Origin of the sequence: Staphylococcus sp. GDH8C109P, assembly GCF_017893405.1 — a bacterium.
In the GTDB taxonomy this organism is placed as follows: Bacteria; Bacillota; Bacilli; order Staphylococcales; family Staphylococcaceae; genus Staphylococcus; species Staphylococcus cohnii.
In genome coordinates this window covers 236626-251972 of record NZ_JAESMX010000009.1, presented here as the reverse complement: position 1 = coordinate 251972, position 15347 = coordinate 236626, and the positions used below count along the sequence as shown (strand labels likewise).

General features: G+C 33.7%; 15 protein-coding genes. 13 read left to right on the top strand and 2 right to left on the bottom strand.

The features are described 5' to 3' along the window. Positions 1 to 231: 231 nt before the first annotated feature. Positions 232 to 1815 (bottom strand): FMN-binding glutamate synthase family protein, encoded by a 1584-nt coding sequence (locus KA867_RS03105; RefSeq protein ID WP_210137022.1) that lies wholly within the window; start codon positions 1813 to 1815, stop codon positions 232 to 234. 179 nt (positions 1816 to 1994) lie between these two features. On the opposite strand from KA867_RS03105, the gene KA867_RS03100 reads away from it, so the two are divergent. The 4 genes from KA867_RS03100 to KA867_RS03085 all read left to right on the top strand — a co-directional run bounded on the left by KA867_RS03100 (position 1995) and on the right by KA867_RS03085 (position 5739). Then, complete coding sequence (locus KA867_RS03100) at positions 1995 to 2768, top strand: CPBP family intramembrane glutamic endopeptidase (RefSeq protein WP_107384099.1); 774 nt, start codon at positions 1995 to 1997, stop codon at positions 2766 to 2768. A 115-nt stretch (positions 2769 to 2883) separates the two neighbouring features. After that, a complete protein-coding gene (locus tag KA867_RS03095) occupies positions 2884 to 3531 on the top strand; it encodes an ABC transporter ATP-binding protein (RefSeq protein WP_107384098.1) in 648 nt (215 codons plus the stop codon). Beyond that, complete coding sequence (locus tag KA867_RS03090; protein ID WP_107384117.1) at positions 3531 to 4304, top strand: ABC transporter permease; 774 nt, start codon at positions 3531 to 3533, stop codon at positions 4302 to 4304. The genes KA867_RS03095 and KA867_RS03090 overlap by 1 nt, the downstream gene beginning before the upstream one ends. Before the next feature lie 256 nt (positions 4305 to 4560). Continuing rightward, positions 4561 to 5739, top strand: coding sequence for an MFS transporter (locus KA867_RS03085; RefSeq protein ID WP_210137021.1), 1179 nt, complete (start codon positions 4561 to 4563; stop codon positions 5737 to 5739). Between the two features lie 154 nt (positions 5740 to 5893). On the opposite strand, the gene KA867_RS03080 is transcribed toward KA867_RS03085, so the two are convergent. Next, a complete protein-coding gene (locus tag KA867_RS03080; RefSeq protein WP_210137020.1) occupies positions 5894 to 7264 on the bottom strand; it encodes a CitMHS family transporter in 1371 nt (456 codons plus the stop codon). 397 nt (positions 7265 to 7661) lie between these two features. On the opposite strand from KA867_RS03080, the gene KA867_RS03075 reads away from it, so the two are divergent. From KA867_RS03075 to KA867_RS03035, 9 genes are all read left to right on the top strand, one after another. Beyond that, the gene (locus KA867_RS03075) at positions 7662 to 8258 is read left to right on the top strand and encodes a YdeI/OmpD-associated family protein (protein WP_210137019.1); all 597 of its coding nucleotides are present in this window, start codon (positions 7662 to 7664) and stop codon (positions 8256 to 8258) included. 259 nt (positions 8259 to 8517) lie between these two features. Further along, positions 8518 to 9078, top strand: a complete 561-nt coding sequence (locus KA867_RS03070) for a TetR/AcrR family transcriptional regulator (protein WP_107504610.1) — start codon at positions 8518 to 8520, stop codon at positions 9076 to 9078. A gap of 179 nt (positions 9079 to 9257) precedes the next feature. Then, the gene (locus KA867_RS03065) at positions 9258 to 10145 is read left to right on the top strand and encodes a beta-keto acid cleavage family enzyme (protein ID WP_107384093.1); all 888 of its coding nucleotides are present in this window, start codon (positions 9258 to 9260) and stop codon (positions 10143 to 10145) included. Next, positions 10145 to 11098: a 3-hydroxyacyl-CoA dehydrogenase NAD-binding domain-containing protein gene (locus KA867_RS03060; protein ID WP_210137018.1), complete on the top strand. Its 954-nt coding sequence runs from the start codon at positions 10145 to 10147 to the stop codon at positions 11096 to 11098. The genes KA867_RS03065 and KA867_RS03060 overlap by 1 nt, the downstream gene beginning before the upstream one ends. A 12-nt stretch (positions 11099 to 11110) precedes the next feature. Then, positions 11111 to 11578 carry a thioesterase family protein gene (locus KA867_RS03055; RefSeq protein ID WP_119535460.1) on the top strand — a complete coding sequence of 156 codons (468 nt, stop codon included), beginning with the start codon at positions 11111 to 11113 and terminating at the stop codon, positions 11576 to 11578. A 286-nt stretch (positions 11579 to 11864) separates the two neighbouring features. Beyond that, entirely contained in the window at positions 11865 to 13049 is a 1185-nt protein-coding gene (locus KA867_RS03050) for a betaine/proline/choline family ABC transporter ATP-binding protein (protein ID WP_107384090.1), read from the top strand. Beyond that, the gene (locus KA867_RS03045) at positions 13049 to 13684 is read left to right on the top strand and encodes an ABC transporter permease (RefSeq protein WP_107386342.1); all 636 of its coding nucleotides are present in this window, start codon (positions 13049 to 13051) and stop codon (positions 13682 to 13684) included. The genes KA867_RS03050 and KA867_RS03045 overlap by 1 nt, the downstream gene beginning before the upstream one ends. Before the next feature lie 15 nt (positions 13685 to 13699). Continuing rightward, positions 13700 to 14641, top strand: a complete 942-nt coding sequence (locus KA867_RS03040) for an osmoprotectant ABC transporter substrate-binding protein (protein ID WP_107386343.1) — start codon at positions 13700 to 13702, stop codon at positions 14639 to 14641. Beyond that, complete coding sequence (locus KA867_RS03035) at positions 14641 to 15333, top strand: ABC transporter permease (RefSeq protein ID WP_107504613.1); 693 nt, start codon at positions 14641 to 14643, stop codon at positions 15331 to 15333. Before KA867_RS03040 ends, KA867_RS03035 begins: the two co-directional genes overlap by 1 nt. The last annotated feature ends 14 nt before the right edge of the window (positions 15334 to 15347 follow it).

Genomic DNA, 15347 nt, shown 5'->3' with positions numbered 1-15347 from the left:
TTGCAAAATGAAGGCGTCGGGGACATCATTGATTCGTTCCAGATGCCTTCATTTTGTCATTATAGGTAATCATTTTATACTTTTTTCAATTCTAGTCCTTATTGTCACGGTGGGGCGACGAAAAAATTTAAAATAAAATTAGATTTCTGTTCAATGTATCTTTCTAGATGTTGTTAAAATTTATTTTTTAACCAAAGATGTTTGTGTGCTTGTCTGCTTTAATATTTGCAGTTAATTATAGTTTAGTAGTTTTAATTTATAATCATGTATGGATTGAATATTACCATCTTTCTTTTTGATAATAATATGTTCTTTCGATATCTGAGTCGGGGAGGTTACACCTACAGCGGCAGCAATATTAAATAAACCTTCATGCAAGCTAGTTACAAAATTAGTGACGCGATATTTTTTTTCATCTATAATCAATCCTTTTTCACGCTTTGGATCTGTCGTTGCGACACCTACAGGACATGTGTTCATGTGACATTGTCTACTCATAATACATCCGACACTAATCATCATACCGCGTGCAACATTGACTAAATCAGCACCTAGACCTAATGCAATAGCAATTTTATCAGGTGTTACAAGTTTACCTGATGCAAACACTTTAATTCGATTGCGTATACCATACTTCTCGAGTACACCAGTTAAAATTGGTAAAGCAGTGAATAAAGGCAAACCTAGGCCATCTTGCAATTCTTGAAATGTTGCGCCAGTGCCACCTTCGCCTCCATCAATAGTAATGAAATTCGGAAATTGATTTGTTTCAATCATTGTTTGTGCGAGCGCTTCAACTTCTGATACTTTACTGATTACAATTTTAAATCCAACAGGCTTTTGACCAACTTTTTGTAATTGTGTAACCCAATTTAATAAATCGGTTGGATCATCAATAGAGTCAAAGCGGTTAGGTGAGTTAATCGTCTTCCAAGGTTCAACATTACGAATGTCAGCTATTTCCTGTGTTACTTTATTACCTTGCATATGACCGCCTCGTGTTTTTGCACCTTGTACTAATTTGATTTCAAAAGCTTTAACAGCATCTTTATTTGCTAACTCTTGGAAAGCATTGATATCAAATTGCCCTGACGCATCTCGTACACCAAATAAACCGGGCCCTATCTGGAAGATGATATCTGCATTACCTGATAAATGATGTTTTGATAATCCACCTTCACCTGTATTCATCCATGTTCCAGCTTGTCCTAATCCTTTTGATAGCGCCGTAATCGCATGACTCCCTAAAGCGCCATAACTCATTCCTGATTGACCAACCAGTCTTTTAAGTTTGAAAGGATGTTCCAATTCAGAACCCAAAATAATAGCATCTTCATCTGTTAAATAGAATGGATCTATCTCTGTTTTTGTACGGTGTTCATCACGATTAAATAGTCTTTCATTTTCAATTGTATAAATGAATGATGAAATCAACGGTGCCTGTTCAATATGTAATTCTTTAGATTGCAACGGAAACATAGTGTTTTGAATGTAAAAACCATCTTCATAATCTTTTTGTGTACCGAAACTAGTCATTCTCGAATTATATTTCCCAGCTAATACAATATTCGTGAAGTCATTACGAGAAAAAGGTTTACCCTTGGTATCTGCTAAAAATAAATATTGACGTAACTCAGGCCCTATTTTTTCTCCAAAATATCGAATGCGTGCGAGTAATGGATAATTGCGTAAAACACTATGTTGCTTTTGTCGTTTATCTTTAAAAAGTAATACTGCCCCTAAAACAAGTACGCTTATTAAACAAACAACAATGATTACGTTGACGATGAACTGTAAAATAGTCAAAATAGTCATGTAACATTCCCCCTTGATATAGTTATATAATACAACAAATTATACAATTTACAATGCGTTCTATAGTTATGGGGACAGAATGATTTATTCTTTTTTCAAAAAGAAAAGGTAAATCAACTTATAAAAATGATAAAGCATTGTGTTATATTATGGTTAAATAGCTACAAGGAAGGTGACATATGACTGATAAGCCATTAACAACACAACTAACTAAAAAGAATATTTGGCAGCATCAGAAGATTGTTAAAAGGGACTTTTGGTTAATCCCTATTTATATCATTGCCAATTATCTTATACCGCTTATATTAGCGCTGCTTTTAATCGCATCATATGGCATTTTTAACATAGGTAGCAAATATCATTTGAGCGATATGAATATACTGATTTTTGGTGGTGTTATTGCTGAAATATGTATCATATTAAGTTTTTATGGAATGCATATTAAAGAAAATGTTACAGCAATTGCGATCGATAGGTTTAAGGCAGTACGCAAATATATTTTGATTATTTTTATGGTATACATATTTACCCTCGTATTTAATAATTTATATGATTGGCTTATGACTTTGTTACCTAAGTCATTACAGTATAATGAAACGCAAAATCAATTGATTTTAGAAGCGCTGTTTCGAGACAATTGGATGCTCCCGTTTTTATTTTTAGATATTGTTATTTTGACGCCGATTATTGAAGAGTTATTATTTAGACATCTAATCATTCATGAATTAGGTAAGAAAATCACATATGCTGCTGCAAGTGTATTATCTGTCATATTATTTGCAGGTATTCATGTATTAGGGGCTACATCACCATTTGAAATAGGAAGCTATATTTTTATTGCGATTGGATTGGTGTTTGTGTATTTGAAAAGTGGGCGAAACCTAGCTGTATCAATTTCATTGCATGCTTTTAACAATTTTATCTCTTTTATTGCGATTGTATTTTTAAAATAATGTTAGCGTATGATATTTAACGTATGTTTTTGAATAAAACGGTTTAACGAAATAATGACAAGATATTAAATCGTCGTAATAGGGTATAACCCATATATTATTTAGGAGGTTCAAAATGTTAGAGCTCAGAAATGTTTCATATCGGATAGATAACCGACAAATTATTAACAGTATTAATTTGAAAATCAAAGCTGGAGAAACTATTGCGATTGTTGGGCCTTCAGGAAGCGGCAAAAGTACATTGTTACGTTTGATAAATAATTTGATAAGTCCTACAGAAGGAGAACTATATTTTAATAATCAAGCATATGAAAATATTAATCCAGAAAAGTTACGAATGGAAATTAGTTATTTATTACAAGAAAGTGATTTGTTTGATAGTACCATTGGTGATAATTTAGCTTTCCCTGCACAAATAAGAAATGACAAGTTCAATCGTAAAAGAGCCAAATCACTTTTGAAGTCGGTTGGGTTAGGTCATTATAGCTTTGATACGAGCGTAAATCATCTTTCTGGTGGAGAACGTCAACGTGTAACGATAGCGAGACAGTTAATGTATAAACCCAAAGTATTATTGTTAGATGAAGCAACAAGTGCATTAGACGTACATAATAGTGAGAAAATTGAATCTTTAATCTTTAAACTTGCAGATGAAGGTATAACAATTTTATGGATTACACATAGTAATGATCAAAGTATGAGACATTTTCAAAAACGCATTAGAATTGTGGATGGACAGATTGAGAAGGAGGAGGAATTATGATGAGTACCACAGCATTAGTGCTTACTGCGACACTCCTTCTTTTTCCAATCATTGTATCATACAAAGAAAAGTTGCATATCATTAAAGATTTACTCATTGCAACGTTAAGAGCAGTTGTTCAATTAGTTATTTTAGGTTATTTACTGCATTTTATATTTGATGTAAACCAAACATGGTTGTTGCTTTTATTTGTATTAATCATCATCATCAATGCATCATGGAATACGATAAGTAGAGCTTCACCCGTTATGCATCATGTGTTTTGGATTTCTTTTATCGCAATCTTTATTGGCGTAGCCTTACCATTAGTGGGTATTGTAGTCACGGGCGCAATTGAATTCAAACCTAATGAAGTGATTCCAATTGCAGGGATGCTTGGAAGCAATGGTTTGATTGCAATCAATCTTGCGTATCAGAATTTAGATCGTGAGTTTGTTAAAGAAATGAGTCAAATCGAAGCCAAATTAGCATTAGGTGCAAATCCAAAACGCGCTTCCAAAGGAACAATACGTGAAAGTATCAAAACGGCAATTGTGCCAACGATAGATTCAGTAAAAACGTATGGTATTGTTTCGATACCAGGTATGATGACAGGGTTGATTATCGGTGGTGTAGATCCATTGGAAGCTGTAAAATTTCAGCTATTAGTAGTATTCATTCATACGACAGCCACTATTATGTCAGCGTTGATTGCAACATATTTAAGTTATCGTCAATTCTTTAATGAACGAGATCAATTAATTGCGCGACATATCCCTAAAGACAATCGCTAAACGTATTTTATACATGTTTGTTATCATGAACATTATTTTAATTTCTATAGTCAAATCTATTTTATGCGAAATTTTAAGCTGAGATTGGCAGGGAACGTGAAGAGGTATCAAAATGGTTTTTGATGCCTCTTCTGTTTCCTGTTTTTTGAAATGAATTTAAGAACATGTATTGCTAAGTATTCATATATATTGACGAATGGTTTATAATGTAGCAGTTATAGAATTTTGAAATCACATAAAAGAGAGGAGGATATTTATGTCAGTCATGCGCATATTTACCTTTATACTAAGTATATTTATTGTTGGAATGGTTGAAATGATGGTTGCTGGTATTATGAATTTGATGAGTAGTGATTTGCATGTTTCTGAAGCAATTATCGGACAATTAGTTACATTATACGCAATTACTTTTGCAATAGCAGGACCTATTTTAGTTAAGTTAACGAATCGTTTTTCACCACGTATGGTTTTATTATGGGCGCTGTTTGCATTTGTTGTAGGCAATATTATTATTGCAATTGCGCCTAATTTTTCTATTTTAGTTATTGGACGTATCTTATCATCTGCAGCTGCAGCTTTAATCGTGGTTAAAATATTAGCTTTAACTGCATTATTAACTGCACCACAACACCGAGGAAAAATGATCGGCATTGTCTATTCTGGCTTTAGCGGTGCAAATGTTTTTGGTGTGCCGATTGGGACAGTGATAGGTGATTTAGTTGGTTGGAGATATACGTTTTTATTTATTGTAATTATTAGTTTGTTCGTAGGCATCTTAATGTATATCTATATTCCAAAACTAAGTGATCATCTGTCATCAAACACTGAGACAGACACAGGATCAAGTCGTTCAAATACTTATTCCAAAGTGTTAAGACCTGTTGAAGTTACAAAATATTTGGGCATCACGTTTTTATTATTAGTAGCCAACTCGGTTACTTTCATTTATATTAATCCTTTAATCCTTTCCGGTGGACATCAATTATCATTTGTTTCAATTGCATTATTAATCAATGGTATTGCAGGAGTAATCGGAACATCAATGGGTGGCTTTTTATCAGATAGACTTACAAGCAAACGTTGGTTGGTCATTGCGACAGCTGTGTTTATTGTTATGATGCTACTGCTTAATATATTTTTACCAGGAACTGGTTTGTTACTCATGATTATCTTTATCTGGAATATTATGCAATGGAGTACTAATCCAGCTGTGCAAAGTGGCATTATAGAGCATGTTGAAGGTGATACGAGTCAAGTGATGAGTTGGAATATGTCTAGTTTAAACGCAGGTATTGGTATCGGTGGTATTGTAGGTGGATTAGTAGTATCGAACTTAAATGTTTACGCAACTACTTATTTTTCAGCTGCAATTGCATTAGTAGCATTTATTTTAGTGATTAGCCTTAAAAATGTCGCTAAGTACAATAAAGCATAGTGATTTGGAGCATTGGTCAATCATTATGTATGACTCCAAAATAAAGCTATATATAAATGAAAAATGGGAGTGGAACAATGAAATGTAATTTCAGTTCCACTCCCATTAATCATTTTTGCGCAAATGTTTTTACTAAATAAACACAGTTCATAAATTAAAATGTTACTACACCGATGAACATAGCGATAATTAACATGACGATGGCAAATCCCCATATCCAAAAGAAAGCATATTTAATATATGTTCCCATATTTGCTTCGGCAAGCCCAATCGCTAACCATAACGCAGGTGAAAATGGGCTGACAAACGTACCGATAATATTTCCAATTAACATTGCATATGCTGTTGATACAGACGATACACCAAACTGGCCGGCTGTTTGTTCTACAATAGGTAAGATAGCGAAATAATAAGCATCCGTACTTGTTAATAGATCTAGTGGAACACCGAAGATACCGACAATAATGTGTAAGTATGGTCCAACGGCGTTTGGTATAATATGGATAAAGCTTACTGCTATTGCTTCAAGCATACCAGTTTCATTCAATACGCCTAAGAACATACCAGCAGCGATAATTACGGCTGCCATCATAAGTGCGTTTGGCGCATGTGCCTTAAGTCTGCTCATTTGCTCGTCTACATTTGGGAAATTAATAATTAAAGCAATCGCAACACCAATCATAAATGCAAATTCGGGCGGTGCGATATTAGTTAGCATTGCTACAATGATAGCAAGCGTGAGTATGACGTTGATCCAATTAATCCAAGGCTTAGTAACAGCAACGCCACGAATCGGAAATTTAATATCTTGATCTTGTTCATATATTTCAACCAATTTATGTATATCTACGTCTTGTGTATTAGATACTTCTCCTGAATTGATTTTACGTTGTATGATTGCTTTTTCTCGAAAACCCAAAAATACAGCGAATAGTAAAACTAAAACAAAACCGATGATTTGAACTGGTATGACACCATACCATAATTCGTTTACATTTTTAATATTAATCACTGAAGCTGTACGAGCCATAGGGCCACCCCATGGCACCATGTTCATAATCGATGCACTCAGTCCGAGCAATAAAAGTAATAGATAACGATTCATATTTAGCGCCTTATACAAAGGCAATAATGCAGGTATTGATAATAAAAATGTTGTTGCGCCAGCACCATCAAGTTGCGCGAATATTCCGATAATTGCAGTTGCAATACAGACAACTACAACATTACCTCTAGTAAGCAAAATCAAACGTTTTACTAACGGCTTAAATAACCCAGCGTCACTCATGATACCGAAGAATATAATTGCAAATATAAACATGATGACGACGTTGATAACTTGATCTAAACCACTATTAAAAAATTTTACTAAATCACCAATATTGTAACCTAATATTAATGCACCCAAACTTGGTATTAAAATCATACCCACAACTGGACTAATACGTTTAGCAATTAATAATCCAACAATGGAAATAATAATAATTAACCCCATAATTGTTAGCCAAACACTCTCTTGTTGCATAAAATATCCCCTCCAAGTATTAAAGCGCTTACAAAAAACTGAACAAAAAATTGTTCACACTTCAAAAAATGATTAATTATAAGTGTAACAGAGAAAATAGGCGTGTATAAGTTATATATATAAATAATTATATAATTTTACTTATATTAAATTATAAGTAAAACAAATGTGCTTTTTGAATTGTATTATTATGCTAGTGAAGCGTTTTTTCAGGTGCGTGTAAAAAATGCCAATAAATAATTGTTCTAATTTTAAAAGGGGCTGAAGCAATATTTTAAATTCTGAAGAGCATCAAATCGTTTTATATTTTAGGAAATTAGGATATAACATAATATAAAAGAATGTATAGATTAAATGTATATGTTTATAGTAAAATTAAAATAAAAGGCGGTATGTTATGAGTGAATCAATTAAAAACGATAAAGTAGATGCGTTTATTGAGCGCTTAGATCAATGGCAAGATGCATTTAAAGTACTAAGAAATATAATCAGTCAAACAGAATTAACAGAGGATTATAAATGGATGCATCCATGTTATACTTTGGACAATAAAAATATAGTTATCATTCAAGATTTTAAATATTATTGTGCATTATTATTTGAAAAAGGCGCTATTATGGAAGATCCATATCATACTTTAATTCAACAAACAAAAAATGTTCAAGCTGCTAGACAATTAAGATTTGAAAGTTTAGAAGAAATAGAACAACGTAAAGAGGAAATCGCTTGGTATGTTGAAGAAGCCATTAGAGTAGAAAAATCAGGTAAAAAAGTACCGATGAAAATGACGGAAGATTTCGATATGCCAGAAGAATTGAAAAATAAATTAGAAGCGTCGTCAGAGTTAAAAGAAGCATTTAATAATTTAACACCAGGAAGACAACGTCAGTATATGTTTTATATTGGTGATGCTAAACGTGCTTCAACAAGGAAAAATAGAGTCGAAAAATATATCAATCATATCTTAGAAGGTAAAGGCATGAATGATAAGTAGCCAATTTTAGCTATAGTGTAACTTAGGGTATCAATGACAACAAAAGTGCCTGTGATTATCAAAATCTTTTAAGCGTATTTTCAAAAAACTTGAAACATATTTTTGTTTAACCAAACCTTCGTATTTCTGTAAAAATGGACAAAACGTAGTTTGTAAAAATTATAATAATGTTGCAACTTTATCATTTATCGTTTATAGTTTGCTCGAATATAGATATAGCAGATGAACAAAGTAATATTTTGTAAGAGAAGGTGTAGATATGGCAAGAGTGTCTAAGCGTATTCAACTATTAGAAGCAGCAGCGGCTATCGTAAATGAACAAGGTAGTGAGTATTTAACACTTGATGCAGTTGCTAAAAAAGCTGGTGTTAGTAAAGGCGGTTTACTGTATCATTTTAAAAATAAATTCGCATTGATACAAGGACTTGTGGATCATGCAGATGAGTTGTATCGAAATAATGTGAATGAACATGTTAAAAACGAGTCACAAGAAGTTGGCAAATTATTGCGCGCATTTATTGAAGCTACTAGAGAACACCGTTCAGAAAATGCATCAATTACTTCTGGCATGCTAGCTGCACAGGGTATAAATAGTAATTTATTGTTGCCGCTACAAGATACCTATAAAGATTGGCAAGATAAAATTGAAAATGATGGTATTGATAAAGTCGATGCAACAATTATACGATTAGCAGTGGATGGCTTGTGGTTATCGGAAATATTTGGATTAGATGCATTAGATGAAACAATGAGAGCAAAAGTTTTAGAACGACTAACATCTTACACAGAAAACAAGCAAATTGAATTAAGAGATGCATGAAAAAATTAAAATTATAAAAAAATAATTAAATTTCTAATTCGTTGAAAGCGTTGATAATATAGGGATAAGTGATGGTACATCATCACTTATCCCTTTTTTTAGGTGTTTCAAGGGTTGAAACTAAACCGTCCGGTTGGTACACTATCAATTGTGATCAAAACTCTGTTGGAGGTTTATATATGAAAAAAGTTATGCTAACAGCAGCTTTAACAGGTGCTGGAGATACTGTAGAAAAAAATAAAAGTGTTCCTGTAACACCTCAAGAAATTGCAGATTCAGCAATTAAATGTGCAAAGGCAGGCGCTACTGTTGCACACATTCATGCGCGAGACCCAGAAACAGGCGGCATCAGCCATGATGTTGAATTCTTTAAAGAAGCAGTAAGATTAATAAGAGAAGCTGATGAAGATATTATTATTAACATTACTTCAGGTGGTGGCGGAGATTTTATTCCTAACCTTGAAGATCCATATACAGCAGGTGAAGGTTCAGATATGCAAACACCTGAAGAAAGACATGAAGCAATTGGCGCATTATTACCAGAAATGTGCACACTTGATTGTGGTAGTGTGAATATGGGTGACGCTGTTTACTTAAGTCCAGCTGATTGGTTAAGAAAACAAGCGCAATTAGTAAAAGATGCAGGTGTAAAGCCTGAATTAGAATGTTTTGATAGTGGACACATTTCATTTGCAAAACAATTAATTAACGAAGGTCTTATTGAAGGAGAACCAATGTTCCAATTCTGTCTCGGTATCCCATGGGGTGCTGAAAACGATGCAGAGACAATTGAATACTTTAAAACACGTATTCCTGAAAATGCACATTGGTCAGCATTTGGAATTGGAAGAATGCAATTACCAACTGTAGAAGAAGCGGCGAAACGTGGCGGAAATGTCCGTGTAGGTTTAGAAGATAACTTGTATTTATCAAAAGGCGTAAAAGCCTCTAATGAACAACTTGTTGAACGTGCAGTAGAAATATTAAAAGAATTAGATATCGAACCGATGACGCCAGCTGAAGCGCGTGAGCAATATCAACTTAGAGATCCAAAAGGAGGCAAATAATGAAATTTGCAGTTGTAGGTACAGGCGTTATAGGTAGTGGCTGGATTACGCGTATTTTAGCGCATGGGCACGAAGTAATCGCAACAGATCCAAGTGAAGGCGCTTATGAAAGAATGTTAAAACAAGTGAAACAAAATTGGCCATATGCTGAGCAATTAGGTTTAGCAGAGGGCGCGTCTTTAGATAATTTGTCGTTTACGGTAAGTTTAGAAGAAGCTGTTAAAGATGCAGATCATATTCAAGAAAACGTTCCAGAAATTGAAGATCTGAAAGCACAGGTATTAACAGAAATCGATACCTATGCCCGTCAGGATGCCATTATTGGTTCTAGTACTTCTGGTATTATGCCTTCAGAATTACAACAAAATTTAAAACATCCTGAACGTTTAGTTGTTGCACATCCGTTCCATCCTGTATACATTTTACCATTAGTTGAGATTGTGCCTGGTAAACAAACAGCTGAAGCTGTCACAGTAAAAGCAGAAAAAGTATACGAAAGTATTGGTATGGATGTACTACATGTCAGACATGAAATTGAAGGACACATAGCGGATAGATTGATGGAAGCGTTATGGAGAGAATCTCTACACATCGTTAATGAAGGAATAGCGACTACTGAAGAAGTAGATAAAGCATTTACACATGCAGCAGGACTACGCTATGCACAATACGGTCCATTTATGACATTCCATCTTGCTGGAGGAGAAGGCGGCATGCGCCATATGTTAAAACAATTTGGTCCAGCATTGAAAAAACCATGGACAAAATTAATTGCGCCTGAATTAACACAGGATTTATACGATAGTGTAGTAAATGGGTGTGAAACAGCTTCCCAAGGACAAACAATGTCAGAACTAGACCAAAAACGTAATGAATTCCTAGTTAAAGTGAAAAAGTTAGCAGAAGCATATTGGCCTGAAGATACTGCATCGATGAAAAAAAGTCCTAAATAAATGGAGGATCATATGTCTCAATTTCAATATCAAACCACGGTTAAAGATATTTGGGTAGATCATAATCAGCACATGAATGATGCTGAGTATAATCGAGTATTTAGTGATGCTACAGATGCGTGGCTGGCATCATTAGGTTTAGATATTAATACAATTAAAAAATTGAATTACACAGTGTTCACTTTAGAAAATCATGTGGTGTATTTAAAAGAAATAAACGTAGATGAACTTATTACTGTCAACGTAAGCTTATATGATTATGATACCAAGCGTTTACATGTTTTTATGACTTTAGTAGATGCTCAAAATAACCGTTGCGCAACATATGAAGTAATGCTTATGGGAATGGACACTACAATAGGAAGACCAGCAGCTTTCCCTGAACAAATAAAAAATGCTATAGATGATTATGCTAAAGTTGGAACGATTCATGAAGCGCCAAAAGAATTAGGTCGATTAATTGGCATAAAACGAAAATAATATTTTTAAAACATTGTTTTGAGCTATTGAATTGATAATTAATTTCAATAGTTTAATTAACAAAACTTGCGGTTATAAATTGTTTATTTTCATTTGTTGAGTTATCTTAATATATAGGATGAAAAAATTAGTCAAAATTGATATTTTTGACCAACACATGAATAAAGTAGGGCTAGTTGTGCTACATGTTTTTACTTATTTTCGGATTTGTATAACATCCACAGTTAGCCCTATATTTATAAATGAAATATTAAATGAAAATACAAATATAGAAAGGAATTAACACATGTTAAGTATAAAAAACTTATCTAAAGTCTATGGTGGAACAAAAAAAGCCGTAGATAATATTTCATTGGAAATCGAATCTGGTGAATTTATTGCATTTATCGGTACAAGTGGGAGTGGGAAGACCACTGCTTTAAGAATGATAAATAGAATGATTGAAGCTACGGAAGGTGAAATTGCAATCAACGGTAAAAATGTTCGCAAAATGAATGCCGTTGAATTACGTAGAAAAATTGGTTATGTGATACAACAAATTGGATTAATGCCTCATATGACAATTAAAGAGAATATAGTCTTAGTACCTAAATTATTAAAATGGTCTGATGAAAAGAAAGAGAAAAAAGCTAAAGAATTGATAAAATTAGTAGATTTACCAGAAGAATACTTAGATAGATATCCTTCACAACTGTCTGGAGGACAGCAACAACGTATTGGTGTTGTGCGTGCTTTAGCAGCTGAACAAGACGTCATTTTAATGGATGAACCATTTGGTGCGCTAGATCCAATTACGAGAGATACATTACAAGATTTAGTTAAAGAACTGCAACAAAAATTAGGTAAAACATTTATTTTTGTCACACATGATATGGATGAAGCGATTAAATTGGCAGATAAAATTTGTATTATGTCTGAAGGAAAAGTCGTTCAATTTGATACACCAGATAATATTTTACGTCATCCTGCAAACGATTTCGTACGTGATTTTATCGGTCAAAACAGATTAATCCAAGATAGACCAAATATGAGAACTGTAAAAGATGCAATGATACGACCAGTAACCGTTCATGCGGATAATTCATTAAATGAAGCGGTTAAAATTATGAGAGATCGACGTGTCGATACATTATTTGTCGTTGGTAATAATGATAGATTACTTGGATATTTAGACATAGAAGATATTAACCAAGGTTTGCGTGCTCATAAAGAACTCATTGATACGATGCAGCGTGATATATACAGAGTAAGAGTAGATAGTAAATTACAAGATACAGTGCGTACCATCTTAAAACGAAATGTAAGAAATGTACCAGTTGTAGATAGTGATGAAGAGACATTGATTGGACTAGTTACGAGAGCAAACTTAGTCGATATCGTTTACGATAGTATTTGGGGCGAATTAGATGAAAATGTCAGTGCACAAAAAAATGCTATTGTTGAGCCCGATAATGTAGGAGCTGATAAGTAATGAAAGACTTTGTAGAGCAGTATGGTGGGCAACTGATATCGAAAACAGTTGAACATTTCTATATCTCAATCATCGCTTTGTTAATTGCTATCGTCATCGCTGTACCATTAGGTATTTTATTATCAAAAATGAAAAGAACATCTAATGTTGTGCTTACCATTGCTGGTGTGTTACAAACGATACCAACATTAGCAGTATTGGCAGTAATGATTCCAATTTTTGGTGTGGGTAAATTACCTGCAATTGTAGCATTATTTATTTATGTATTATTACCAATATTAAACAATACTGTATTAGGTGTACAAAACATAGATGACAACATTAAAGAAGCAGGCACAAGTATGGGTATGACACGCTTTCAATTAATGAAAGATGTGGAATTACCGTTAGCCTTACCGCTTATATTAGGAGGTATTCGTTTATCTTCTGTTTACGTAATTAGTTGGGCAACTTTAGCCAGTTATGTAGGCGCAGGCGGTTTAGGTGACTTTGTATTTAATGGATTAAACTTGTATGACCCACTAATGATTGTAAGTGCAGCAGTATTAGTTACTGCTTTGGCGTTAATCGTAGATTTCTTACTATCACTGGTAGAAAGATGGGCTGTACCTAAGGGATTAAAAGTATCCAGATAATTTGAGGAGGACATTATGAAGAAATTGAAACAATATGCTATTGTGCTTGTGTTGTGTCTGACGGTCTTATCTGGATGTAGTTTACCGGGATTAGGTGGCAACAGTTCAGAACAAGATGTCAAAATCACAGCACTTGCAACAAGTGAATCACAAATTATGTCTCATATGCTGAGACTATTAATAGAACACGATACAAATGGCAAAATTAAGCCAACATTAATTAATAATTTAGGATCGAGTACGATTCAGCACAATGCATTAGTAAATGGTGACGCGAATATGTCAGGTGCTAGGTATAATGGCACAGATTTAACTGGTGCGTTAAATGAAGATCCGATTAAAGACCCTAAAAAAGCTATGAAAGCAACTCAAGATGGTTTCCAAAAAAAATTCGATCAAACGTTCTTTAACTCTTATGGTTTTGCTAACACTTATGCGTTTATGGTCACTAAAGAAACAGCAGAAAAATATAATTTAGAAACTGTATCTGATTTGAAAAAACATCCAGAACTTAAACTTGGTGTAGATAGTTCTTGGCTAAACCGTGAAGGTGACGGTTATCCTGGATTTACAAAAGAATATGGTTTTAAGTTTGATACTATCAGACCAATGCAAATTGGTTTAGTATATGATGCATTAAACTCTAATAATTTAGATGTAGCTGTAGGTTATTCAACAGATGGGCGTATTGCAGCATATGACTTAAAAGTATTAAAAGACGATAAACAGTTTTTCCCACCATATGATGCGAGTGCAGTTGCTACGAATGAATTGTTAGATAAACATCCAGAGTTAAAACCAATCATCAATAAACTAGACAAAAAAGTTTCGACATCTGAAATGCAAAAACTTAATTATCAAGCAGATGGTGAAGGACAAGAACCAGCAGTAGTTGCTGAGAACTTCTTAAAAGAACATAATTATTTTGAAAATGATAAGAAAGGTGGTCAAAGCTAATGGAAGGTAATTTATTACAACAATTAGTAGAATATTATTCAGTCAACTATGGCTACCTTTGGGATTTATTTTTAAAACATTTATTAATGTCTGTTTATGGTGTGTTATTTGCATCTATTGTTGGTATTCCAATTGGTATCCTGATTGCACGATATAGTAAATTTTCTGGCGTTATTATTACCATCGCTAATATTATTCAAACCGTTCCAGTTATTGCAATGTTAGCGATACTCATGCTCGTTATGGGATTGGGTACCACTACGGTCGTAGTAACAGTATTTTTATATGCGCTATTACCGATCATAAAAAATACCTATACAGGTATCATGGGTGTTGATGCGAATATTAAAGATGCTGGTAAAGGTATGGGTATGACGCGAAACCAAGTGCTAAGAATGATTGAGTTACCTTTATCACTCTCTGTAATATTGGGTGGATTAAGAATAGCACTTGTTGTTGCAATTGGAGTTGTAGCAGTCGGTTCATTTATTGGTGCACCTACATTAGGTGACATCGTTATCCGAGGTACAAATGCTACAGATGGTACAACATTTATTTTAGCTGGTGCGATTCCAATCGCATTAATTGCTATCATTATTGATGTAGGTTTAAGATTATTGGAAAAACGTTTAGACCCATCGCATAAAGCAGAAAAAAGAAGTAAACAAAAACCACAAAGTATTAATGAATAGAAGGTCGTGAAATC

Coding starts and splice junctions, on each gene's coding strand:
- KA867_RS03105 (WP_210137022.1), bottom strand. CDS start 1,815: ATGACTATTTTGACTATTTTACAGTTCATCGTCAACGTAATCATTGTT.
- KA867_RS03100 (WP_107384099.1), top strand. CDS start 1,995: ATGACTGATAAGCCATTAACAACACAACTAACTAAAAAGAATATTTGG.
- KA867_RS03095 (WP_107384098.1), top strand. CDS start 2,884: ATGTTAGAGCTCAGAAATGTTTCATATCGGATAGATAACCGACAAATT.
- KA867_RS03090 (WP_107384117.1), top strand. CDS start 3,531: ATGAGTACCACAGCATTAGTGCTTACTGCGACACTCCTTCTTTTTCCA.
- KA867_RS03085 (WP_210137021.1), top strand. CDS start 4,561: ATGTCAGTCATGCGCATATTTACCTTTATACTAAGTATATTTATTGTT.
- KA867_RS03080 (WP_210137020.1), bottom strand. CDS start 7,264: ATGCAACAAGAGAGTGTTTGGCTAACAATTATGGGGTTAATTATTATT.
- KA867_RS03075 (WP_210137019.1), top strand. CDS start 7,662: ATGAGTGAATCAATTAAAAACGATAAAGTAGATGCGTTTATTGAGCGC.
- KA867_RS03070 (WP_107504610.1), top strand. CDS start 8,518: ATGGCAAGAGTGTCTAAGCGTATTCAACTATTAGAAGCAGCAGCGGCT.
- KA867_RS03065 (WP_107384093.1), top strand. CDS start 9,258: ATGAAAAAAGTTATGCTAACAGCAGCTTTAACAGGTGCTGGAGATACT.
- KA867_RS03060 (WP_210137018.1), top strand. CDS start 10,145: ATGAAATTTGCAGTTGTAGGTACAGGCGTTATAGGTAGTGGCTGGATT.
- KA867_RS03055 (WP_119535460.1), top strand. CDS start 11,111: ATGTCTCAATTTCAATATCAAACCACGGTTAAAGATATTTGGGTAGAT.
- KA867_RS03050 (WP_107384090.1), top strand. CDS start 11,865: ATGTTAAGTATAAAAAACTTATCTAAAGTCTATGGTGGAACAAAAAAA.
- KA867_RS03045 (WP_107386342.1), top strand. CDS start 13,049: ATGAAAGACTTTGTAGAGCAGTATGGTGGGCAACTGATATCGAAAACA.
- KA867_RS03040 (WP_107386343.1), top strand. CDS start 13,700: ATGAAGAAATTGAAACAATATGCTATTGTGCTTGTGTTGTGTCTGACG.
- KA867_RS03035 (WP_107504613.1), top strand. CDS start 14,641: ATGGAAGGTAATTTATTACAACAATTAGTAGAATATTATTCAGTCAAC.